Annotated in this window: 17 protein-coding genes; 7 read left to right on the forward strand and 10 right to left on the reverse strand. The window is 54.4% G+C overall.

The annotated features are described in order from the left end of the window. Window positions 1-537: 537 nt before the first annotated feature. From K7G70_RS04240 to K7G70_RS04250, 3 genes are all read left to right on the forward strand, one after another. Window positions 538-3,078: an adenosylcobalamin-dependent ribonucleoside-diphosphate reductase gene (locus tag K7G70_RS04240; RefSeq protein WP_223787354.1), complete on the forward strand. Its 2,541-nt coding sequence runs from the start codon at window positions 538-540 to the stop codon at window positions 3,076-3,078. Between the two features lie 348 nt (window positions 3,079-3,426). Beyond that, complete coding sequence (locus K7G70_RS04245; RefSeq protein WP_223787355.1) at window positions 3,427-6,582, forward strand: nSTAND1 domain-containing NTPase; 3,156 nt, start codon at window positions 3,427-3,429, stop codon at window positions 6,580-6,582. Then, window positions 6,579-6,938 carry a hypothetical protein gene (locus K7G70_RS04250; RefSeq protein WP_223787356.1) on the forward strand — a complete coding sequence of 120 codons (360 nt, stop codon included), beginning with the start codon at window positions 6,579-6,581 and terminating at the stop codon, window positions 6,936-6,938. Before K7G70_RS04245 ends, K7G70_RS04250 begins: the two co-directional genes overlap by 4 nt. A 67-nt stretch (window positions 6,939-7,005) precedes the next feature. Here the strand turns inward: K7G70_RS04250 and K7G70_RS04255 are convergent, their stop codons facing one another. Together K7G70_RS04255 and K7G70_RS04260 are read right to left on the reverse strand one after the other, a co-directional pair. Further along, on the reverse strand, window positions 7,006-7,524 hold the full coding sequence (locus K7G70_RS04255; RefSeq protein ID WP_223787357.1) for a hypothetical protein: 519 nt from the start codon (window positions 7,522-7,524) through the stop codon (window positions 7,006-7,008). Window positions 7,525-7,710: 186 nt separating this feature from the next. Continuing rightward, window positions 7,711-8,310: a TetR/AcrR family transcriptional regulator gene (locus K7G70_RS04260; RefSeq protein WP_223787358.1), complete on the reverse strand. Its 600-nt coding sequence runs from the start codon at window positions 8,308-8,310 to the stop codon at window positions 7,711-7,713. A gap of 112 nt (window positions 8,311-8,422) precedes the next feature. On the opposite strand from K7G70_RS04260, the gene K7G70_RS04265 reads away from it, so the two are divergent. Both K7G70_RS04265 and K7G70_RS04270 read left to right on the forward strand, forming a co-directional pair. Beyond that, window positions 8,423-8,734 carry a YciI family protein gene (locus K7G70_RS04265; protein ID WP_223787359.1) on the forward strand — a complete coding sequence of 104 codons (312 nt, stop codon included), beginning with the start codon at window positions 8,423-8,425 and terminating at the stop codon, window positions 8,732-8,734. 14 nt (window positions 8,735-8,748) lie between these two features. Continuing rightward, window positions 8,749-9,192 carry an MAPEG family protein gene (locus tag K7G70_RS04270; RefSeq protein WP_223787360.1) on the forward strand — a complete coding sequence of 148 codons (444 nt, stop codon included), beginning with the start codon at window positions 8,749-8,751 and terminating at the stop codon, window positions 9,190-9,192. A gap of 2 nt (window positions 9,193-9,194) precedes the next feature. Here the strand turns inward: K7G70_RS04270 and K7G70_RS04275 are convergent, their stop codons facing one another. Both K7G70_RS04275 and K7G70_RS04280 read right to left on the reverse strand, forming a co-directional pair. Next, window positions 9,195-9,614, reverse strand: coding sequence for an LIC_13387 family protein (locus K7G70_RS04275; RefSeq protein WP_223787361.1), 420 nt, complete (start codon window positions 9,612-9,614; stop codon window positions 9,195-9,197). Window positions 9,615-9,621: 7 nt separating this feature from the next. Further along, window positions 9,622-10,107 (reverse strand): pyridoxamine 5'-phosphate oxidase family protein, encoded by a 486-nt coding sequence (locus K7G70_RS04280; RefSeq protein ID WP_223787362.1) that lies wholly within the window; start codon window positions 10,105-10,107, stop codon window positions 9,622-9,624. A 157-nt stretch (window positions 10,108-10,264) separates the two neighbouring features. On the opposite strand from K7G70_RS04280, the gene K7G70_RS04285 reads away from it, so the two are divergent. Next, the gene (locus tag K7G70_RS04285) at window positions 10,265-10,816 is read left to right on the forward strand and encodes a TetR/AcrR family transcriptional regulator (protein WP_223787363.1); all 552 of its coding nucleotides are present in this window, start codon (window positions 10,265-10,267) and stop codon (window positions 10,814-10,816) included. A 6-nt stretch (window positions 10,817-10,822) separates the two neighbouring features. Here the strand turns inward: K7G70_RS04285 and K7G70_RS04290 are convergent, their stop codons facing one another. From K7G70_RS04290 to K7G70_RS17865, 3 genes are all read right to left on the reverse strand, one after another. Beyond that, window positions 10,823-11,554 carry a crotonase/enoyl-CoA hydratase family protein gene (locus K7G70_RS04290; protein WP_223787364.1) on the reverse strand — a complete coding sequence of 244 codons (732 nt, stop codon included), beginning with the start codon at window positions 11,552-11,554 and terminating at the stop codon, window positions 10,823-10,825. A gap of 102 nt (window positions 11,555-11,656) precedes the next feature. Then, the gene (locus tag K7G70_RS04295) at window positions 11,657-13,372 is read right to left on the reverse strand and encodes a hypothetical protein (RefSeq protein WP_223787365.1); all 1,716 of its coding nucleotides are present in this window, start codon (window positions 13,370-13,372) and stop codon (window positions 11,657-11,659) included. Window positions 13,373-13,533: 161 nt separating this feature from the next. Further along, window positions 13,534-16,479 carry an HzsA-related protein gene (locus tag K7G70_RS17865; protein WP_255589857.1) on the reverse strand — a complete coding sequence of 982 codons (2,946 nt, stop codon included), beginning with the start codon at window positions 16,477-16,479 and terminating at the stop codon, window positions 13,534-13,536. 208 nt (window positions 16,480-16,687) lie between these two features. Between K7G70_RS17865 and K7G70_RS04310 the strand changes: the two genes are divergently transcribed. After that, entirely contained in the window at window positions 16,688-17,605 is a 918-nt protein-coding gene (locus tag K7G70_RS04310; RefSeq protein WP_223787366.1) for a hypothetical protein, read from the forward strand. Between the two features lie 81 nt (window positions 17,606-17,686). On the opposite strand, the gene K7G70_RS04315 is transcribed toward K7G70_RS04310, so the two are convergent. From K7G70_RS04315 to K7G70_RS04325, 3 genes are all read right to left on the reverse strand, one after another. Further along, window positions 17,687-20,770 (reverse strand): hypothetical protein, encoded by a 3,084-nt coding sequence (locus K7G70_RS04315; protein WP_223787367.1) that lies wholly within the window; start codon window positions 20,768-20,770, stop codon window positions 17,687-17,689. 139 nt (window positions 20,771-20,909) lie between these two features. After that, on the reverse strand, window positions 20,910-23,882 hold the full coding sequence (locus tag K7G70_RS04320; protein ID WP_223787368.1) for a hypothetical protein: 2,973 nt from the start codon (window positions 23,880-23,882) through the stop codon (window positions 20,910-20,912). After that, window positions 23,869-24,528, reverse strand: coding sequence for an RNA polymerase sigma factor (locus K7G70_RS04325; protein ID WP_223787369.1), 660 nt, complete (start codon window positions 24,526-24,528; stop codon window positions 23,869-23,871). Before K7G70_RS04325 ends, K7G70_RS04320 begins: the two co-directional genes overlap by 14 nt. Window positions 24,529-24,631: the final 103 nt, after the last annotated feature.

The raw sequence follows: 24,631 nt of genomic DNA on the forward strand, positions 1-24,631 counted from the left end.
AAATTCGTTGACTGCCGAACAGGCCACAGTGGCTGTCCACAAAATCAGGGGAACCGGTGCTGTTGTGACACGATCTGTGGGCCGGCGGTGCGGGGACTCAATGCCACTTGTCAAGAAGTTTTGATCATGCCACCACTGAGACAAAACAAAAACCCCACTTTGTTGGCATTCGCGACCCTGGCTTGAAAACTTCACAGGACTCTTTAGCCACAGAATATTTATTTTTTATCATTATTTATTTTATTTTTTCAAAAAGATTCCCAAAAGATTAGATTCACACCGGAAAAAGTGCTATATTTTCTACCCAGAAAAAACAGCAACCAAATTCGCATGTTTATTCGCTAAATCATTGATAAATAAGAATTACATCAGCACGCAAACTTGTAGATCATGTGACAATAACCTTTGAAATCAATGAGATAAATAATTGTTTCTGTCCATTTATAAAATGATTTATTTTGTGAATAAGGCGTTTCAATTACATTGCCGTTACATTTATTTTTTATCACTGCCATTGTTTAAAAGGGGACCCAAAACATGCAAGCCAAACAATTGAGAACCACAGAACGAACTTTTACTCAGGAAGAAGCCTACCAAAGTGCCTTGGCCTATTTCAAAGGCGACGACCTGGCGGCCAGGGTGTGGGTCAACAAATACGCCCTGAAGGACTCTGCTGGCAACATTTATGAAAGCACCCCGGATGACATGCACCAACGGTTGGCGGCAGAAATTGCCCGGGTAGAAAAGAAATACCCCAATCCCCTGTCGCAGGCCGATGTGTTTGCGTTGATCGCCAACTTCAAATACCTGGTGCCGCAAGGTGGCCCCATGACCGGCATAGGCAACCCCCACCAAATTGCTTCACTGTCCAACTGTTTCGTGATCGGCAACGACGGCTCTTCCGACTCATATGGCGGCATCATGAAGATCGATCAGGAACAGGTGCAATTGATGAAACGCCGTGGTGGCGTGGGCCACGACTTGTCTCATGTGCGCCCCCATGGATCAGCGGTGAAAAATTCCGCCTTGACCTCCACCGGCATCGTGCCTTTCATGGAACGGTATTCCAATTCCACCCGCGAAGTGGCCCAGGACGGCCGCCGTGGGGCGCTGATGCTGTCGGTCTCGATCAACCACCCAGATGCGGAAAATTTCATTGACGCCAAAATGGAGCAAGGCAAAGTCACCGGCGCCAATGTCTCGGTGCGCATCGATGATGGTTTCATGCAAGCGGTCAACGACAACGCCGAATACACGCAAAAATATCCGGTGTTCAGCGACCAACCCCAATTCAGTCAAACCATCAATGCCAAGAAATTGTGGAAAAAAATCATCCACAACGCCTGGCAATCGGCCGAACCCGGCATCCTGTTTTGGGACACCATCACCCGCGAATCGGTGCCCGATTGTTATGCCGACTTGGGTTACCAAACGGTGTCGACCAACCCCTGTGGTGAAATCCCCTTGTGTCCTTATGATTCCTGTCGCTTGTTGGCCATCAACCTGTTCTCATATGTGGACCAGCCGTTCACCCAAAACGCGGCTTTCAACCATGAATTGTTCAAGGAACACGTGGCCATGGCCCAACGTTTGATGGATGACATCATTGACTTGGAGCTGGAAAAAATCGATCAAATTCTGGCCAAGATTGATGCCGATCCTGAAAGCGAAGAAGTCAAAAGCATTGAAAAAAACCTGTGGCTGAGCATCCGCAAAAAAGCCCAGGAAGGTCGCCGCACCGGCATTGGCATCACCGCCGAAGGCGACATGTTGGCTGCATTGGGTATCCGCTATGGCAGTCAAATGGGCAATGACTTTTCTGAAGAGATCCACAAATCCATTGCTTTGGAAACTTACCGCGCTTCGGTCAAACTGGCCCAACAGCGTGGTGCCTTCGCCATTTACGATGCCGAACGTGAACAAGACAACCCCTTCATTCAACGCCTCAAAGCCGCCGATGCCGGGCTGTATGCCGACATGCAACAACATGGCCGGCGCAACATCGCCTTGTTGACCATCGCCCCAACCGGCACCACCAGTTTAATGACCCAAACCACCTCAGGCATTGAGCCGGTGTTTTTACCGGTCTACAAACGCCGCCGCAAGGTGAACCCCAATGACAAAAATGTGCGGGTCGATTTCGTTGATGAAGTCGGCGATTCCTGGGAAGAGTACACCGTGTTCCACCACCGTTTCAAACAATGGATGCAAGCCAATGGCCATGACACCGAACACAACTACTCACAAAAAGAAATCAATGCCTTGATCAAAAAATCGCCGTACCACAAAGCCACCTCCAATGACGTTGATTGGCTGAGTAAAGTGCGCATGCAAGGCGCGGTGCAAAAATGGGTGGATCACAGCATCTCAGTGACCATCAACCTGCCCGAAGATGTCAGTGAAGCCTTGGTCGGTAAGCTGTACATGGAAGCTTGGAAAGTCGGCTGTAAAGGTGTCACGGTGTATCGCGACGGTTCCCGTTCTGGCGTGTTGGTGTCGAATGAGGAAAAAACCGAAGAACTGAATGATTTTCCTACCAAACGGCCTGAAGTGCTGGATGCCGAGGTGGTGCGGTTCCACAACAACAAAGAAAAGTGGATTGCTTTTGTTGGCACCATCAATGGCAAACCCTATGAGATCTTCACCGGTTTGGCCGATGACGAGGACGGCATTTTCTTGCCCCGCTCGGTGCACACTGGTTTGATCATCAAGAGTTTCTTGGATGACGGCACCTCGCGTTACGATTTTCAATTCACCAACAAACGCGGTTACAAAACCACCATCGAAGGCTTGTCACACAAATTCAATCCAGAGTTCTGGAACTACGCCAAGTTGATCTCCAGCACCTTGCGTCATGGCATGCCGATTGAAAAAGTGGTGGAGTTGATCAACAGCCTGCAGTTGGACTCAGAGTCGATCAACACCTGGAAAAATGGCGTCACCCGCGCCTTGAAAAAATACATCAAAGACGGCACCAAAGTGGAAAAAGGCACCTGCGAAAATTGCCAATCCACCGAATTGATTTACCAAGAAGGCTGCCTCACCTGCAAGAGCTGCGGCTCTTCCAAATGCGGCTGATTGCCCCTTATTGACAACCCCAAGGCACCCGATGGGTGCTTGGGGGATGGGTAACCAAGCCTGCTTGCGGGTGGCGCTTGGTCACCCAACAATCTAACCCTTGTATGCCAACATGACCCAGTGATGGCGGTTACCGACTCAACGCAACCAAACAATCAAGCATCCAGTCCTCGACTCGCAGCAGTGGCTGAAAAACACCGCCATGAATCCCAACCCCATGCCCGGATCAGGCCATTCTGATGCCGCACAATATCACCCTGTTCAAGAAATGTCCTGCCGCAAAAAAAATCCGCTATACATTGATTTAGAGATAAAATGTACGTTTAATCTTTAATTATTTATCGGATTTTGTCTACCTGGCTTTCGCAAAAAAGATTCTTCTTGGGTGACTGGCTGGTGATCCCCAGTCAAAACCAATTGTTGCAAGGCAAACACACCACCCCGTTGGAACCCAAGTTGATGGAAGTTTTGGTTTGTTTGTGTCAAGCCGCGCCTGAAGTGGTCAGCAATGACGCGCTGATCAGCCAATGCTGGCCCAATCAGTTCATCAGTGACAACCCCATTCATAAATGTGTGGCCCAATTGCGCAAAGCCCTGAAAGATGATGCGCGCCAACCCCAATACATCAAAACCATCCCCAAGAAAGGGTATGCCATCATCGGCCAGATCCAGGATTGGCAAGGACCACGCCAACAGCCCAGTCCCACCTGGCAACAGGGACCACCCTACCTGGGCTCCAAACCCTATACCGCCTCCCACCGCAGCATTTTTTTCGGTCGCGATCAAATCACTTCAGCCATCAAACACATGATCAACCAGGTGGACATGGATGACTGCCCAGTGATGTTTATCATGGGGGCGCAAAAAGTGGGCAAAACCTCTTTGCTGCGGTCCCAAATTTTGCCCTTCTTGCAACAGCCCAAAACCCCTTTCAAACAAGCCTTGGCCGCACCGTTTTACCACGCCATCCAAGCATCGGTGACTGATGTGGTCAAGGATTTCACCAGCGCCTGGCTGCAGCACACCGGCGCCGACTCTTTGGCAACCTGGACAGACAGCCAATCCCACGCCCCCAAAAGCGTCATCATCCTCGACCAACTGGAAGTCTTGTTGGACGCCCAATTAGACGATCAAGCCGCTGCCATGCTGGCCTTGATCACCCAATTGAAGGACAGCGGGCACTGTTTCATCATCCTGGTGCTGGGCCATGAGCACTACGCCCAATTCATGCTTTCGAACGCCTTTCAACAACTCAAACTCGGTGCTTGCCAGGTGGATGTGATGCCGCCCAACACCGACGAGATCAAAACCATCATCCAACAACCGGTGGCCGCAGCAGGCTGGGGGTTTGAGTTTGACCGAAAACGATTTGAGTCACTGTCAACCGTGATTGCCCGCGATGCCAGCCAACTCAGCAACGCGCTGCCGATCTTGTCCCAAGCCATGCGTGACTTGTGTTTGCAGTTGAATGATCACCATGAATTGACGTTTGATGCCTATCAAATGATGGGTCAATTGGCTGGCTTCTTGGCCAACAAAGCCGAATCGGTGTTGGCCGCCAGTTCGGCTGCTGAAGTGGCCGCATTCAAACATTGTTTTTCCGCTTTGGTCACCATCGACACCGAAGGCCAACCCCACTTGGCCACCTTGAACTCACAGCGCATCCAACAAACGGCGCAATCAATCATCCAGCGCTTGATCGAAGCCGATTTACTCAGCACCGAGACCATTGACGGCCACACCCACATCAAACTGGTGCATCATTCATTGCTCAAGGAATGCCCCACCTTTGATCAATGGTTGCAACAAAGTCGCTTGGCCCTGGGGGTGCAATCCGAAATTCAAAGGCAGGCCACGGTGTGGCAAAACAACCAACAAAAACCCGCTTATTTGTTGAAAAACCCCTTCCTGCTGACGCAAGCCAGTCAGCAAAACTTGAGCCCCAAACAAGCGGAATTTTTGCATCTGTCCCAACAACAGGAACAAAGCAAACAACGCTTCAAACAATTGGCCACTTTTGGCTTCATGGCTTTGTTGATGGTGGTGACCCTGTTGTGGTTTAACAACCGCATCATCAATGCCGATTTGCGGATCAGTCAGCAACGGGCAGAAGCTTTGAATCTGTTCATGATGCAAGATTTGAAAGAAAAACTGCAGCCCATCGGCCAACTGGAATTGTTGGAAATGGTCAGCACTGAAGTGATCCGGTATCACCAAGACCGCACCGGTGAGCAGCCAACACAATCGGTCAACCACCTCAATGCCCTGAACACATTGGCCGAGGTGTACCTCAACCAAGGCCACCATGAAGCCGCCCGGGAATTGCTGGTCCAAGCCCAAGATTTATCCGCGCCATTGGCTGAGTCCAAAAACGACACGGCCTTGTTATTTCAACAAAGCCAAACCCACTACTGGTTGGGGTATTTGCAATACCTTCAACAAGACTGGCCAGCCACCGAAATTCATTGGCAAAATTACCTGCAGCATGCCCAATTGCTGAACGAAATGGAACCGGAAAACAAGCAATGGCAATTGGAACACTCCTATGCCTTGAACAACATGGGCAGCCTCAAATTGAAAATGCATCAATGGCAATCAGCCCATGACCACATCATGGCTTCGGCCGCGATCAAGCAACAATTGGTTGACAACCACCCCGACAACAGCCAATACCTGGCCGATTTGTCTGACACCATCAGCTGGCAAGCCAGTGTGCTGGCCAGCAACAGCCAACTGCATGCAGCACGGGAAAAATATTTTGAATCCACCCACTTGGCCCAACAGTTGGTCAATCAAGAACCCCACAACCACCAATGGATACACCGCTTGGCTTTGGCTTGGTATCGCTTGGGATTGAGTCATTATGACCTGGGTGAACTGTTGTTGGCACAACAATACGCCGAACAATCCCATGCCGCTTTTGGGCAATTGCTGGCGCATGACCCCAACAACCAATCATGGCACAAAACCCACATCAACATCACCACCTTGTTGAGTAAAATTCACCGCCATCAAGGCGATTTAGACATGGCGCAGCTGTATGTCAATCAAGGCCTGCTCTATTTCAACCAATACCCCGAATCGGTCAAAGCCAAAACCAACGCCCAACAACAATGGTACCGCTTACAAGCCCAAGCCAGCTTGATCCTCAAGTCCCTGGGACAACACAAAGCGGCTTTGAACCTGTATGAAAACATCCCGCAGTCCGATGCCGCCGCAGTGGGTTCCAAGCCATCGGCCAAAGCCATCATCGAACGGGTCAAGCGACAGTTGGTACACAGCGATTTGCTGCTGGCCGCCAATCAGCCCATCAATGAAACCGCCTTGCGACAAATGCAACAAACCTTGACTGCCTGGGACGAGGACAACCACCACAAGGCCATGGCCTTACAAATTCGCATCGCCGAGTTGTTGCAACAAACTCCGGCTCCAGAACACCTGTTGTTCTTGAGCCAATCGCCCTTTAAAAATCCTGATTATTTGAGAACCGAGGAACTGTTATGAACATCAATCTCACTGTGGCCAAAGTCGAATTTGGCGGCAACACCTGCGAAGGCCAATACTTTTATGCCTTTTCCCCCAAAACCGTCTTGATCAAGCACAACAAAACCCCGATCAACATCACCTTCACCAAAAGCACCAGTGATGATTTTAAAATGGTGGCCCTGCTCAGCAGTGACAACCACCGCACCTTCAACCCACCGGTGTTTGGCACGGGCAATCGCAGCTTACAAATCGAAACCAACAGCCTGGAACGACAACTGATCAATGTCTCGGTGTTGGTCCAAGACATCAATAACCCAGAAGCCATCATCAATTGTGACCCACAGGTCTTGAACGACCCGGATCCGGACATCTGAAGGCGCTGCCCAACACCAAGCCACCACCAGCCCTGGCAACGACAGGGCTGGTGGTGATGCCTGTAGCTTATGGACAGGCATTGGCCGCACAATTGGCCAGGTACTGTGCGGTGTTGGTGGGAGACAACTTGCCGGCCGCTTGGGCCCGCAAGAACGACGAGCGACACAAGGTTTGCCCCAGCATTGGGGCGGCTTGGGCCACCGCATTCAAGCGGTTCACGTAATTTTGGATGTTGACCTGGCAGACCATGCCCGGTTGTCCGGCCATGATGGCCAAACCCGCGGGCCAAAGCCCGGTCAACTGACTTTGACCCTGACAATTGGGTGGTGCCGGGTTGTGGCGAACCGTCACGTGCAAATTGGTCACCGCATTGAAGGTGGTGTGGATGTCTGGCGAACCGCCGGTTAAATCACACACCCACAGGTTTTGGTTGCCCGGACTGAGGCCTTTGCACAAACCTTCTCGCACCGCATTGCCATATAGATTCAAGGCGTCACAAGTGGCCACCTGGGCCTGGGCCGTGGGACCACAAAGCAACCACAAAAGGACTGTCAAAGTGGGGGTTTTGATTGATTTCTGATTCATGAGATTCTCCTGCATGGGTTCATATCTTGTGCTGTTGCCAGCACCCTGCACCATGGCCTGCTGGAGCCGAATGGTGTTCACCCAATGTAGGCTCAGGTCACCGCAAAGTTCTTACCGAAAGATGGAGAATCCCGTTGATTTTCTGTGAGCCATGCTTGGTGCCTGGCCACTGTGCACAGGGGCCGCTCACTGGGTCATGGTCGTGGCCATCAAATGCGCGGCCTGTTGCACCTCCTCAGCCAGAGCAGAATCCGGTAAGGTGCGGGCCAAGACCATGCCACCCACGCACAAGGCCGCCAAAGCCAGGGCTTGTTGCCTGTTGGCGGCGGCCTCAGGCGTTTTGGTTTGTTGTGACAAGGAGTGCTCAAACAAAAATACCATGGCCTCAAGCAACCGCTGATAAGCCTGTTGCACTTCCGTGCTGGCCCGCGCCACATCCGAGGGCAAGGCAATCATCGGGCATTGGCCCTCGATGTCACCCAGGTGGGCTTGTGACAAATAGCTGTCAATCATTTGTCGGGCCGCCGCCGCGTCCAGCTGTTCTGGGTCAATCCCCGCTGCTTCACGCCATTGGGCGCCGCGTCCCATCAAAAAACCGTCGACCGCGGCTTTGAACAAAGCCTCTTTGCTGCTGAAATGGTTGTAAAAACCGCCGCGAGTCAGACCGGCCATCGCCATCACTTGATCGATGGTGACTTTTTCATAGCCAAATCGGTTGAACAAAATGCGGGCGGTTTCGGTGATCTTCTGCTTGACGGCGGCTTTGTGGTTTTTGCTGTAGGGCATCGGCATGTCCCAGTTGGAGAAAGCCCAGTCTACCAATAATGTTTAATATGTTCTTTAACATATTTTGTTTTTAGGCAAAATGGGGGCATCATTCAAGCAAGAGGACTTCACCATGAAAAAATTTGTATTGGTTTACCGCGGCGCGGTGCAACCCGATGACGGCTCACAACACATGCAAGACTGGATGGCCTGGGTCCATGGTCTGGGCACAGCCATGCTGGATCCGGGCCTACCGGTCATGGCTTCGAAAACCGTTTCGACCACCGGGGTGCATGACACCGAAAGCGATGATCCCGTGGCCGGCATCAGCATTCTGCAAGCCGCTGATTTCGAGGCGGCATTGGCCATGGTTAAACCCTGCCCGCATTTGTCCATTGGCGGCACCATTGAGGTGGCCGAAGCCATGGACATGCCGATGGCATAACAGGAGGTGATGAGATGCATGAATCGAGCACTTTGATGCCCTGGTTGGCTGCTTATGACTGGGCCTTGCTGGCTTTTGCCCTGTTGTGCCTGGTGGTGATGGCCCAATCATTCCTGACCGCACCTCTGGCTTTCCTCAAACAAGAGCAAGCCCCCGGCATGCCCTTACAAGGCGATCATTCGCTGTTGAGCTTTCGGGTTCTGCGCACCCACTTGAATTCAGTGGAAAGCCTCGGACCTTTTGGCTTCACCCTGATGTTGGCCCTGTTGCTGGGCACCAACCCCACCTGGGTCAATGGCCTGGCCTTGACCCATGTGGCTTTCCGCCTGTTGTTTTGGGTGGTTTATTACAGTGGCTTGGGCAAAGTGGCTGGCGGCGCCAGAACCCTGTGCTTTGTCGGCGGGCTGCTGGCTAATTTGGCGCTGGTTACCCTGGTTTTGTTTGGCCTGTTGCAGTAACTTCAATGCCATGTCAACAGCAACCAAGCAGCCAGAAAGCACAATAAGGCCAACAGCGAACCCCACAACGGCACCTTGAACCAATATTGTTTGGCCATCATGGCATAGGCAGCGGCCAGCACCACCGGTAAACCAGCGAACCAAGCGCTGTTTGCCAGTAAGGTCATGTGATTGAGCGCCAAGGGCACATAGACCAAGGGCAACAGCAACACCCCCACCGAGTGACTGACATTAAAACCCACCCAGGCCCGCCACACCGTGGTCTGGCCGGTGATGATCGGAGCGGATTGCTGCATGGCAGCGGTGACGGCAGGGTCACGGGCGTGGAATTTATTTGTGGCCAGGGTATAGATCAGGTGAATCAGACCCAACAAACCAAGGATCAGACAGCCGGTAATGATCAATATCTGCGTCAGTTCCATACTCACCTCACTTGAATTGTTGGCCGGTCATCTGGCCGATGTAAACCGGTTGGTAGTCAAGGATTTCGAAGTCACGGATGCGGGCCATGTCCTGCCACATCATGGCATGCCCACGGGTGTGTCTGAACACCCGGACCCGCCGCTGGAAGCGATAGGCCTCGGCTTCAGTGGCCTCACGCAATGGGCCCAATTTCACATTCAGGCGCATGGCCGGTGGCGCCTTGAATCGGCCTTTGAGCAAAGACTTCAACCAAAACCACTTGCCGTCATTGACCGCCATGATGGTGGCGAACTCACAATGCTCGGCATTGGCCGGGATGTTCTTGGTGAACTTTTGAAAAAACCAACCCCGCTGGGGATCAGTCAGCACCACACTGCCGATCGGGGTGACGTGCGGCTTACCGGCGGCATTGACCGTGGCCACCGAGCAAAACACGGCACCGGCAAACAGGGGTTTGATTTTGGTTTGGAACAATTGTTGGTCGACTTGCATGGGTTTCTCCGAATGAATTCAACAAAACATACCTTGCGGTATGTTGGAGAACAATGTAACATACCTCAAGGTATGCTGCAAGCTATTTTGCGCCATATGAATGACTATGAAGATGAAAACAACCACATGAAACACCACCCCAACGGATCCATCAACCATGAGCAATGACAACAACAGCCAACTGGCATGGCTCAAAATCGGCATCCAAACCTTGGACCAAATCGGTTGGCGCGCCTTGAAAATCAACGATCTGTGTCAGCAGCTGAAAGTCACCAAAGGCAGCTTCTACCATTGGTTCCAATCCAAACGGGACTACGAAATGCAGGTTTTGGGCTATTGGAAACAGCGCTTTACCCAAGGCTTCATTGATCAGGCCGAAAGCGGCCACAGCAGCCGGGAAAAACTGTCCTTATTGGGCCAACAAATCATCCAAGGGGCCTTGGATGGCAACCGGCTGGAGTTTGAAATCAACGCCTGGGCCCAACAAGATGACGAGGTCAAAGCCTTCGTCACCTCGGTTTATGAGCAACGTTATGCTTACTTGGTGCGTTTGCTGAAAGACATTTACCCAGACCCACAAGCGGTGCAAAAACACAGCTTGACCCTGTATTCACTGGTGATCGGCATCGACCTGTTTTACCGGCGACTGAGCCGCGCCGAGTTGGAATTGATTTTTGAAGATTACTTGGTGCCGGTCAAAAAAAACTGATGGCCCTCACTTTTTCTTTTTACCCATGGCCCGCACCAAGCCTTGGCGGATGAAGTCAAAGCGGTCTTTGTGGATGGCGCGACCGAGGGCTTTGAGGATGGGTTTGCGGCTGCGCAACTTGCTGGCGGTGTGGGCCGTCAGGTCCAATTCATTGAAATGTTGCGCCCATTGGCCAGCGGTGGTGTTCAATTCTTCAGGCGCCACCACCTGGTCCATGAAACCAGCGGCAATGGCGCTTTGTGGGTGGTATAACTCCGACAAATTGATGGCCCGTTCACAGTGCGAGCGGTGCAGTCGTTGGCGACAAATTTCGACTGCGGAATACGGCATGGTCAGACCGATTTGCACTTCATTGGCCACCACCTTGAAATCCCCTGCCACACCGATGCGGTAATCACCTGACAACAACAGAAAGGCCCCCATGGCGATGGCATGGCCATTGCAGGCAATGATCACCGGGGTGGGAAAGGACAACAAGCGTTTGGACAATTTGAAGCCGCCCATCAGCATGCGCAGGGTTTCTTTGGGATTGCCGGCTTTGAACACCTGCAAATCAAAGCCCGCGCTGAAGACCTCTTGACGACCGGTGAGCACCACCACCGCCCCGGCTTGTTCGGCTTGGTCCAGGGCCGCGTTCAACTGGTCAATCATGGTGGGTGAGATGACGTTGTTTTTGCCATCATCCATCATGATCCAGGCGATGTTGTGTTCAATTTGTTGTTTGACCAAGGCACCCATGGTAGCTCCTGAATGAGTCTGTTTGAAAAATGACGAGCATAGCACAAGCCGATGCCGGCAACCAACGGAATGTGCTCAGCAGTGACAACTCACTGAACACCATCAATCAATACAACGATCCACAAAAGTGACGTCATCAATCCGCGTCAAGTTCAGCGCCACGGTATCATCACCATAATCAATCACAGCCAGCATGGCATCACAGCCGGTGAAACCCATGGTCAAAGAGCCAAACGCTTGTTGCTCGGGTGTGTTGCCTTGTTCAAACAAATCAATGCCACGGTACTCGCTGATGGCCATGGTGATGGTCTGCTGGTTGTTTTCTATGTTGGCCGATCCTGCCAGCCACAATGGTTGCCCGTTGCGGAAGGTATAAATGGTGACGAACAGGTATGCCGAACCATCGGCGCGTTGCCCTTTGGTGATGACCAAGCCTTGCCGCTCGCGACTGAGGTCAACCCAAGGACCATTGGCCTGGTCACCCATCGTTGGTTGTTGCTCAATGGCATGGATGCCTTTGACTTGGGTGATGTTGTTGGTGGTGTTCAGATAGGCCACTTGAGAACCTGGATCGGCCACCACCTGATCGATCCTGATTTCGCGGTATTTGAGGGTGCCTGCTGCATTGATGGCTGTTGGTACCACCAGCAAATCCTGCACCAGTCCTTGGTAATCTTTGTCCAATTTCAACAAGCTGTTGGTGGCCGTTGGATACACTTGCACGGGGCGAAAGTAACGGTCGTTACCAATCAGCACACTCGATTCTACCCGTTGCAAGTTGGCATCAAAAAAGGACAAAAACCGTGGTGGCGGATCGGCTGTGATTGTTTCCAGCACCACAATGTGGTCTTGGAAAACTTGGGCACCGGTGAAACTGCTGCGCCCCCAATAATCGTCAGTCAATTCAGTGGCCAAATCGATCGTTTGGAAGGTGGGATCCAAACGGTAAAAACCAGCCAAACCGGCCCCAAAAACACGGCCATTGATGGTCAAAAACTCTTGGGTGCGATAAGCAGCGATGTCTGGATCGTCCTGATATCTTTGAATCCCACCATCCACATTCACCCGCAAAATTTCTGGCAACTGAGAACTGTTCCGTTGCTTCACGGCAATGAAGCACTGGTGGTCCACCAGAAACATGGATTTGACCTCCAAATTAAAACGCTCAGGGACCAGACCCGTTAGTTCCACCACCTCACCATTGAAGTAACGGCTGATCACTGTGACATCGTCTGGTTTGGTGGTCAAGACCACCACATGCTGTGGACCAAAGGCACACACATGGAGCCCATCGAGATAAGCCGTAACCGACAAGTCAAACTGAGCCACCCCATCGCTGGTGACCCGCGCCAACCGGTAATCATGCGAATCACTGCTGTTCACCGGCTGTTTGGTGAACAGCAGGTCATTGCTGATCACCAAACCTATGGAGCCAGGTGCGCCTGGAAGTTCGACGGTGCCACCAGCCGTGAGGTCGGTGCGCCAAACACCAGAACCCTGGGAACCGTCAATGTCGCCGTTGAAGTAAACCGCCCCTTGATACACCCGATAATTTCGAAGCCTCTGGCCAAACCGGGTACTCAAGGTCATCAAATTCCGGTGCTGGTTGGTGTCAGGATCAAAAGCCCACAACTCAGTGGTGGCATCGATCCCAGAGGTGGGCTCGAATGTTTTTTCATACAATAAGCGATCATCCAACACCGCCACAGCCTGAAAATGGACCCCTGCTTGATCGATCAAAATTGGGTTGATGGTGTTGGCACGGGTTCCCATCACCATCATCAATAACACAATACCCGTTAACAAAACCTGTTTCATTTTCCTCTCCCTAGTTCTTTGATTCTGTGAAAGACAAGTGTCCAATTGTCTCTTGGAATCCATTAAATCAGGGTTAAGAAAATGTATCTAAATGTATGGCCTCGTGTGTTGTCTCAGGTGTTGTCTCGGATGTTGTCTCAACTGTTGATCTCACCATTGGATCATTCAAAAGCGTCGGCAAAAATCAAATCCAGTGAGTCGGTGTAAAAGCGGCGGTCGACCCGGGTGATGTTGCCTTGGTGATCGGCCACCTCAGCCAACAGGTGTCGTTCCATTTGGTTCACCGGCAAAGGCGCATCCAGGGTGATGGTATGGATGCCATCACCGCTGGTGACTGCCAGGTCGCTGAGTTCGCTCATGGCTGGACGCCCGTTGACCACAAAGTTGGCCTGGATCGACAGGGTGCTGAGGTCAATGCCGGAGTGGCCATCGGCCAGGCCGAGACGCAACAACTGCACCGGACCGGGGTTGACATTGGGTCGTGGCGCACTGATGGTCAAGGTGGGTTTCAAATCATCCAAAAACCAACCCATACCCGGATTGCCACGGATCACCGACAGGTCAATCGGTGCGCCCAAGTCGATCCAGCGGGCCACGGTCATTTTTTCGGCCATGGTCAAGGCGGTCATGCCACCGGCTGGGTGGGCGGCGCTGGGCACATAGTCCAAATCGGCTTCGTTGGGATTGGCCCCGGCCGGTAAGGTGTTGGCATCACCAGGCACCGTTTCGGTGGGGTGGTCGGCATTGGTCCAACCATCCAAACGCTCACCGAACAACACCCAAGTCAACAAGGAGCGGCGACTTTGGAACTTGCGCAAGTAGCGGCTGGCATTGGTTTGTCGCCAAATGCCGTTGGTGATGACCGGTGGGTGACCGTACTCGGCCACTTCATCTCGGGCCAGGCGGCGGTAATCACCGGGCAGGTCGTCAACCAGACTCAAGTCAGCCAAATTCAACTGACCGGCCATCTGGCTGCCGTTGTGACAACTGACACAGTGGGTTTGTAACAACGGCCTGATGTCTTGAAAAAATTCCACATCGACCACCGACGCAGCCACGGTGTCTACTCCATTCACCCCACCTTCGGACAAGGTCACCATGGGCGTGGCCACAGACAAATCGGTGATGCTGTAATCCGGGGCATTGGCGGCGGTGGTGGCAAAATCCAAAGGCTGCTGACTGTGGGCGTGACAACCGCCACAATCGGCCCGCATTTCACCGGGTCTGACCTGGTGCCAGGTTTGTGACATGTTCAAGACCATGCCTTGGCGGTCGATGGTTTGGAAGGTGAATGGGGTATCGGCTGGAATTTTGACCAAAAAACTGGTGTCCGGGTTGCCTTCTTGATCCAAAATCGGGGCGCCGCCGGTGGTGAACTTGCGCACCGGAATTTCGCCCATGATGCGCAAGCGCTCATTGGCGTGGTTGTAATAATCGGTGGCGGTGCCGTGGTGCGCGGCATTGGGTCCATAGCGCCGATCGGTGTTGGGCTCCATGGCCAACAAACGAATCGCCCAGATGTCGCTGTCGGCGTATTTACCGGCATCGGCACCCTGCCAACTCCAGTTGCTGCTGGCCCGATTTTCCGAGGTGTTGAATGGGTCCAAGCCATCAAAATCAGCGTCCCCACGACCCGGGAAGGTGTCGCGCTTGTACAGGCTGCTGGTGCCGACCAAACCATGGGGTGTGCCCGCCGGCAGTGCGGTGTGTACCGACCCATCGTTGGGCAGCCAAGGCCGTTGGTTTGGTTCGGCCTGACCATGGATGGCCGACCAGGGCACCACCGCCCGCGGCCAGGCTTCGTTGTAATCCGGGTCATTTTTGATCAACACCAAATCACCGGGTTGCCACACCTGCTCGGTGTTGTTGATCAGATACAAACCACCGTCGTAATAAGGGATGGTGGTGGGTCGGTTCAGGTCATTGGCCGGGCCCGGGGTCCACACCACCAACAAGTCGTTGTTCGGCGCCGCCGAAGGGTGGGTGAATTTACCGACCCGATCGACGTTGTTGTCGCCGATGGGGGCGGCACTGTCGCCCGGATGGGTCATCGGGGTAACGGCTTCATAACCCCAAGGGGTGAAAGACATTTGGAACGGTTGCAAACCGATGCTTTGACTGACGGTCTGCTCAATACTGGGATTCAAAGCAGGAAACGGGCTGCCAAATTTGGCGGTCCCTTGGGGCACCGTCAAAGGCAGCTTAAACAAGGCACCAAAACCGTTGTTGTTGAGGTTGTAATACTGCTCCACGATGGCGTCGCCGGCCGAATTTTGGGTCATGAAGTGAAAGGCATTGGGCGAGGTCATGGCGCTGACCATGGGTTCCCACTGGCGACCATCCGGCTCGATGCTCCAGATGCCCCACAAACGGCGGTCGCGGATGCCCTGGGGTTCATAACTGGAGAACATCAAACGCCCGTCATTGAGCACCGTCGGGTGCAGGGCACTGCCGATGGTCATCGGCGCGATGGCCTCGACGTTGTTGCCATCGACATCCATCACATACAACTGCATGGTGGGGTTGGTGAAGCCTTTGGTCGGTACCAAGCCATTGCGGTTGCTGGTGAACGCCAGTTGGCCACCGGGCAGTGGCATCGGCCCCAGATTCAGGATGCCATAACCCAAGCGGTTGTATTCGTTGCTGGGATTCAGTGGGTTGCCCTCGTCCCAGTTGCCGGCACCGGTGTTGGGGGTGAACTCACCGAAGGTCAATTGTTCGATCACCCGGCTGTGTAAGTTGATGCGAAAAATGTCGGCGCCTTGGTGGGGCAAATCGCCACGCTGGGTGTTCAGGCTGCCGGCGCTCAAGTCATGAAACAAACTGTAATAGACCCAATTGGCATCGAATGACACCATCGGATCAGTGACCCCACAGACCTCACAATCGACCAACACCTCTTCACTGCCATCGGGGTGTAACAGCATCAAATCGGCCCCCGGGTCCAGCCGCGCTGGATGAAAAATTTCTGGCCAAGTGGTGTTGACCATGTCCCCGAATCGGGCTTGTCGGACATAGACGATGTCGTAGTCAATTTGGGCCCGGGCTTCGATCCAGGCGGCGCCCAACAAGCAGGCCATGAGCCAAGTGAGTCGTCGTGTGTGCATGTGATTCAAGCCAGTAAAGGTGATCTCCCATTGTAGGTTGATCACACTGACACAAAAGAGAACACAATCACAAACCGCCGCTTGCCATGCTGAAATTATGTGAACCACGCCTCAATCAGCCAATCATCAGCCAATAATCAGGCAGAATCATCGCAGTCCCAAGACCGTTCTGCTACATTCATCATATTGCATAACCGTAAGCACAACCATGAAACCATTTGATCGCATGTCATGGACCACCGCCAGTCTGTTGTGGTTCACCGCCCATACGGCTGTGGCCGGCGGACCGTTTGATGATGAATTCACGGGCCAGGTGGATTTGTTGAACAACAACACCAGCGCTTGGTCGGTGCTGGGTGCTGGCAGCATGGATGAACGCGCCACCACCATCGACATCGATGGCGGCCTGTTGACGGTGATCCCTGAAGTGTTCACCATGAACGCCTGGTTTGAAGACGAATATGGCCCATTGGTGTATCAAGATGTCACCGGTAATTTTGCTGTGGTCATCAATTTGCGGGTCTCTCAAACGGCGGACATTGACCTGCCACCGGACACCGGTTTCAATGCCGGCGGTTTCATCATCCGCGATGCCAGTGGCACCCACAACAACGATGAAAACTGGATGATGTATAACATGGGTGGCCAAGGCGAGGACGGCGTGACTTTTGCCCGAGAAATGAAAAAAACCGTGGGCTCAACTTCCAATTTATTTTTGACCGAACAAATCGGCATGGAAGAATACCTGCTGGCTTGTCGGGTGGGCGCTGACTTTTATTTTTATTACTGGGCCGATGCCGTCGGTGGCTGGCGCCAGGAAACTTACTACAACCAGTTCAATGTCGATGGCACCCCCACCACCACTTGGCACAATTCAAGTTCGGTCACCCCCGAAATTTCACCACCCGGACCCGGTGGTGCCACACCCATGCATTTCAATCACCCAGCCATGCCCAACACCATTCAAGTGGGTTTGATGGGTGGCACCTGGTCCAATGGCAGCAACGGCGTGCGGGCCGATTTTGACTTCATCCGTTTTGCACCCATCCCACCGGTCACTGAAAATGATTGCACCGCTGCCTTCGCCGACATCAACGACCTGATTTTTGCCGATGATTTTGAGTGAGGCTTGAGCCTTTATCCGGAATACACATGGCACACCACCCATGGTTTGAAGCCATGGGTGGTGGTAGGGGTTCACTGTTTGTCAGCCTGCTTGGCGGCGGCTGAACTTGGGCAGCCACAGCAGTAATAAGAACACCACCCCGCCAGCAATGGCGATGCTCAGCGGCCAGAAAGGATCTGATTTCAAATAACCAAAGGACAACAACAGCCCAGCCAGTCCCATGACCAGCACCGGAATCAGCACCCGCGCACTGACGGTGGTGGCTTTGATGGCAAAGATCACCAACCAGATGAGCACCACACTGACCAGGCTGATCAACAAGCCAATGTGATCACCGCTGGATGAAGCATAGCGAATTTCGAATCCTGCGGGGGTGTCCGACTGGTTGGCGTACAATTTTTCAAAGCGATATAAAATGCCTTGTTGAGGCACCGACATGCGCAAGGGTTTGCCCACTTGCAAAGAGCCCTGGCGATCAAGGGTGCTTGTTTTGAGGCCTTGTTCAACTGGATTGACCCGGCGCCGTTCACTGACCACTTGCATGTTGCTGTCCACCGCTTGGTAATTCGGTCCTTGCGGCAAATACACGTCCCAGAAACTGTGGGTTACCACCATATCGGGGATCGGCAATTGTGCCTGCAAGGTGCCAAACAACCCCATCTTGGCCATGGGCACGGCATACACCACTTCCACGGGAAAACCACTGGCTGAGTTGAGCATCTTGATCAGGATGTCCTGACGCTCGGCGGTCTGGTCCTGGGCATTGGCGGGTTTCTCGGCTTGTCCATCGACAAACACCGACCACACTTCGGCCTGGGCGGGCAGGCTCAAGCGCAAAAACTGCATGCGGCTGTTGCGCACATCGAAGCGGGCGGTGGTCACCGCCAAACCATCATCGGTGATCAAGGTTTGGTAATCGGCGGTTTCTATGGCCGCCACCTGGGTGGCCAACTCTTGGTGGCGGGTCATCTGCAAGGTCAATTGGTGCGCGGCATCGGCATTGACGTATTTGAAGGCCAAAAGGATTGGGTTGGTGGTTTTTAACACCAACTGCTGGGGCAATTCATTGATCTCCAAGGTCGACAGCTGGGTTTGTCCAGCGGCCTGAATTTCGATCGCGGTCAAGGCCTCCACAGCGATGCGACCATGCTGCACTTCGGCGCCGGTGACCTGGATGGTGGGCACGGCCAATTCAGACTGGCTGTCGCTGAGGATGTATTCATAGTTGACCTCCAGTTGGAATTGTCCCGACATTTCCTGGGTAAACTCGACGGCAATCAATTGGCCGTCTTGGGCGGCTTTGACCTGGTGCTGGCGCAAGGAAGGGCCGGTCACATTCAGCACATTGACCCCGGCGGGTAAAGCCAGATTGAGGTCCAGCACACTGCCTGACTTGACGTCAATTTGAATCCCGGCACTGCCGCGCATGGTCACCTCACCCAAAGACACCAGGGTGTCGACCTGGGCGTCGTATTTGCCTTGCTGGCGAATCGGCGCCATGGTTTTGACCGTCAACAACGGCTCGGCACTGGTGTACTTGAAGGTGTGGGCAATGGTTTGGGTCAGGGGATTGCGGAAAAAAGCCGGCAATTGGTTTTCGCCGACCCGCGAGACCCCTTGTTCTTTGACCGGTTCCAGGGTCAATTCCTGACCCGCCAACAAGGCCACAATGCCCCGCTGGCGATGCATCTGCTCGGCGCGGATGATCGGCACACTGATGGCCGCTGTGTCCGTGGACTGCGGGCCCAGCAACTGCTCATACTCGACTTGCAATTGAAAGGCTCCAGACACCTTGCGGTCCAGGTACACCTGGATGATGCGGGTGGTCTCATCCGCCGTTTCCAACCAATCAGAAATGCCGGCGGTGGTGGCGGTGATGCGGTTGACTTGCGCCGCGATGGGCAATTGAAAGGTCAACAATGAAGTCTCCCCTTGGGTGATCTCATAATCGATCAAGCCACGACCATACAGCACCCCCTCTTCGGCCGAAATGGCGTGGTAAATATTGGCATTGGCCCGCAGTTCATCGCGGATGTCTTTGGGTATGGCATCGATCCATGAAATGCTGACGGCATCGGACAGGGGGATGTGTGCCTGGCCGGTGGTGAACGCCTCATCGGTCTTGGTCAAGACTTGACTGGGCGGCGAAAAGGTGATGTCTTTTTTACCCGGCAACTTCAGCGTGAACGCCGAAATCGGCACCGCCGGAATCGGGAAATGCACCGCCGGCGGGCCTTGCTGTTGCACCACCGGGGTTTGGAAATTGACTTGCAATTGGTGTTGACCGCGGCCTTGCAACATCACCTTCAACCAACCGCCTTCGGTGAACACCGTGGCCGGTTGCTGATCCAGCAGCACATCGCTGAGGATCACCGCATCCGGCATGATCGGCCAGGCAATGGCCTCGGCGGTGAACAGCTCCAACTGGTATTGCGCCTGAAAAGTCACGGCCTGATCCTGCAATTCACCGCTGTATTGGGCCCGCGACACCACCAATGGTTGTTTGCTGGGCTCGCGCCAGGTGATCAACAGGGCCGAAGTGGTGGGAATGTCAGCCCGCAGGGTGTGGACGTTGTTCTGATGCTGTTGGCTTTGGGCCGAAGATGGGATCACCGCCATGTCCAATTGCTGGCCATTGGCCTGCACGGTCAATTCGGTGGAAGTAGCGCGTGGGATCGGCACCGGCAACACATAACCTTGGGCCGAGCGCTGCGCATCAATGCGGTAATTCAACACCAAGCGGTATGTGCCGGCTTGTTGGGTGCTCCAGGACATCCATTCGGCTTTTTGCACCAATTGGATGGACTGGCCATCGATCAGCACCGAGTTGATGGCCGCACCATAAGGCAACACCGGGATCAAGGTCCATTGATCGGCAAACACCTCAATGGTGGTGCTGAGCTGAATCTGCGCCGTGGTGTGGTCGTCTTGTTCACTCAACACCACCGTGGCACTGGCTTGACCTATGGCGTAATCCGCCGGGGCGAGGTCTTCGGGTTGTTGGGCTGCTTCGATCAAGCGGATGTAGTCCGACAACGGCACCCGCACATCACCGCCAGCACCTTGGGTGGGAACGGCAGCGGGTGACTCGTCGGTGGCTGGCAACACCGTTCTGGCTTGTACCAGGCCGGTCAACAGCAAACAAATGATGGTGATGATTTTCATGGTATTCTCCTCATGTTTTGGGCGCAGGGGCACCCAGTCTCTGTCACAGCAAAGGGTTGATCAGTGGTTGGGAAATCGGCTGAGCCGGTGGCTCAGGTCGTGCTTAAGGCTTCATGGTCATGGCTTCATGGTCAAGGCGTCATGGGCCATGGGTCAACAGGCGCCGCCAGCTGTTGAATTGCATGGCATCGGCCAGCCATTGTTGGCGCCCGGGATCAATCGCCGATTGGCCATTGAGTTGTTGCAGGTAATATAGAATCAGCTGTTCATCCTGGTGCAATTCGGCATCGTCTTTCAAGGCCGGGACTTCATCACGCATCGATTGCAACAGCGACAACAGGTCATGCATTGACTGCAGCGCCTGGGTGGTTTGGCCGCTGCGCACTTGTTCGGCGGCCGCTGCCAATTGGTCGGCCACTTGTCGGGCCAGGCTGTTTTTCAACACATTCAAGGTCAAAGGGGTCCATTGCTGCCGCCCCGTAGACAACTCCAGTGACTGACTGCTGCGGGCATTGCGCAGGTGGATCAAATCCTTGTACTTCAGGTTCACTTCGGCAATGGCCTGGGCCTGGTTACCACCGGCCGGCACCAACACATCCAACAACAAGACGTGGGTGTCACCGGCATAAAACGACGGGATCACCATTTGGATGCCATCTTCATCTTCGCCGCGGTCGGCCGCGATGCTCAAATTGCGCGCCAGGCGTTGATCCAGGCTTTGTTCGGCCGCCCGCACTTGGGCACTTTGTTGCTGATTCAGCGGGTATGAACCCAAGACATCCAACAACTGCACCCCCTCGGCCAGGCGAATTTGTAAGCGCAAAGCCCGGGCCACGGCCTTGGCCGCCGCCAACAAGCCGTCATTGACCACCCGGCTGGCATCCTGGGCACCGACCATCACCCAACTGTGGCCTTGGCCTTGCAAAGCCAAAGTCTGCATCCAGTTGCGTTGGGCATCATCACCCAGGGCCACGGTGCTGAAGGTGATGCCGTTGGTGGCTTGTTGGTGCACTTCAGGGGCCAAGCGCTGCGCCAACTGGCTGCGGTCTTCGGTGGACACCAACCACACGGCACTGGAACCCAGCACCGCACTCGGGTCATCTTCGGTTTGCAGCCAGTCATAAGCGGCGGCCAAACCCTGCTCCAAGGACACCGCAGCGGCGTCTTTTTGGGGAACAAACAGCTGCGCCAGGGCCACTTGGATGGGGCCGTGTTTGAAGTCTTGGGCCTGGATCACTTGGCCGCCACCTGGACCGGTGACGAACACCGAAACCTGATCCGACACCTGTTTGTGGCTCAACAACGCGGCCAACAAGGCCTGGGTCTCGGCCTTCACTTCGGCGGGTGCTGACCGGTCACTCAGGTCCAACACCAGTGCCAAATTCAAGGCCGAACGGTGACCGCCTTGTTGGGCACCGGCTTGCAACCCCACTTGCAACCGCAGGCGGGTCGCCGCATCGCTGTGCAAGGCACTGCGGTCACTGGCCAGAAACAAGGCCAAGGCGGCGTTGTGGGGTGGGTCAAAGGGTTGGTGGTTTTGTCGCACCGCTGGCAACTCAGCCGTGCCGGCTTGTTGTAAGCGGGCCTGCAACCAACGCATGTGCGCATCGCCCGGCACATAGGTGTTGGCCCAATAGCCGGTGGCCTGCTGGAAGGACAAACCGGTGGTCTGGTTCGATTGTTGGAAATACCGCTGGGCCGGTGTGGGCGCTGCGCTCTTGTCGACATCGCCGCCAAAATCGGCAATGACCTCTTCGGTGGCATCATCAAGGGCCACATCTTCGGCCACATCAGGGACCACAACAGGCGCTGCATCTAGGACCACATCTTGGTCCACAACCGGGGCTTCCTCAAAGACCTCAGCTTCCGCCACTGCCGAGCGTTTGATGCGGGAGCCCGTAACGGTGATGGTCCCTTCGTGGTCAGCGGCGTTGGCGGCGTCTTGATCGCTGGTGACCGGAGCGGCATCCCGATCCCGCTTGGCCCGTTCTTGCTTGGCCCCGGATTCAAGGACCGGTGGTTGTTGGCTGGGTTTGGGGGCCGCCACGGCTTTGTTCAAGCGGCGGTCGCTGGCTGCATAACGGTCCTCACCACTGGTTTGTTGGCGACCGGGTGGTGCCTCAAGCAGGCCATCAAGCCTCGGGCTGGCAGGTTGGGGGTGAGATCTGAATTGGGCTTCTCGCGCTCCGCTGTATCCCTTCTGCTCAGCTTCTGCTGTGACCTGATCCAATACTTGATCCAAGGAAGGTTGGGGTTCGTTTTGTGCCACCGCCGCTTGTTCATCGGCCCGCTGACCACCCGCAACCTGACCCATTTCGTTTTGGTTTTTCTTCTCGGCCATCAAAGACGTGGCATCGCGAGCCGGTAAGGCAGCAGACGGCATCGGATGGCTGCCCTTTTGGGCTTGGCCAAAGGTTCTGACTTCTTCCCGCAACACATCCGGCATCGGCGCCGGCTCTGCGGCGGGTAGGTCCGTGTTGGCAAAATTCCCTGCCAACTCCAGTTCCAATTTGGGTGGCTCGATTTGTTGCAAGGTGTCACTGACCGCAGGTGTTTCACTGGTGGGTTGACTCAGGCTCAAATTGCGTTGCCGCATGTGTGCTTGCGGCTCCAGCCCCAAATCCTTGGCATCCACAAACGCCACATCAATCGCATCTTCCTCCGGCGCCTTGGGGTCAATCCACACCGTTTCCTTGCGCTTGAGCGGGGCTGCTGGTTCAGCGGCCAATTCGGCTTCGTCTGTCGTCGCCACCGGCACCTCACTGAAGTCGCCTTGGAATCGATCCAGCTCGTTGTTGTAGATCAGGCCGACCACCGCCACCAACACAAAGCAGGCGGCCAGGCCAGTGGCCCATTGGGGGTTGAGGCGGCGGGGCTTGGCTGGGGTTGTTTGGGCGGCTTGTTGCACCGCGGCCAAGGTGTCGGCAAACACGGCGTCACTGACATCGTGTTCTGCCAGTTGCGCCAACTGCCCTTGCATGGCTTGCAGGTCGGCCAGGTAGGCCGCACAATCCGGGCACTGGGCCAGGTGGTCAGCCAGCTGTTGCTCCTGGATGGGATTCAACACATCCAAATCAAGCAGCTGGGCTTTGATGTGTTCACAATGTTTCATGGGTTTCTCCGCTGCGGTTCTGGCCGCTGGTTTTTTGGCCGCTGGGGCTGTGGGTGGCCCGGTGGCTCTGCTGTCGGCTTTGGAAGGCCGACAACAGGGTTTGTTTGGCGCGCCGCAAGTGGGATTTGATGGTGTTCACCGGCAGGCCCAAAACGGCGCCAATTTCTTTGATTTTCAAGCCTTTGACCAAGGACAAATTCAAGGCTTCAGCCTGTGCCTGGGGCAAGTCACCCATGGCCTGGTGCAACCAATCCATGGTGGCGGCCAGGTCGGCCGACCGCTCGGGTGTGGGCTGCACATCCACCACGTCCTCAACCAAGGTCACGGCGGCCAGCGGCACCGACTTTTTTCGCTGGTGGTCCCGCAAGGTGTTGACCGCAATGGTGAAAATCCACGGGCTCAAGGGCCGGCTGGCTTGGTACTGATGGGCCGACTTGTGGATTTTCAAGAAAATTTCTTGGAACAAGTCATCGCACAGCTGTGGTTCCAGACCTTGTCGCACCAAAAAAGAATACAACGGTTTGCGGTAAGCCTGCATCAGTTTGGCAAACGCCTGCGGATCGCCACGCCGGTGGGCGGCCAACCAGCTGCGTTCTTCCAGGTCCACGACTGTGGCATCAGTTGCTTGGGTTTGCAAGGCTGGCATGGTTCAAATGGTTTGGTTTCAAAGGCTTCATACCGGGCTATACGGCACCAATGGAAAAAGGTTGCAGCGGCCGGTCAAAAAAACCACCCCACCCATCTGACCA

It is taken from the genome of Marinicella meishanensis, from assembly GCF_019931145.1.
Lineage (GTDB): Bacteria > Pseudomonadota > Gammaproteobacteria > Xanthomonadales > Marinicellaceae > Marinicella > Marinicella meishanensis.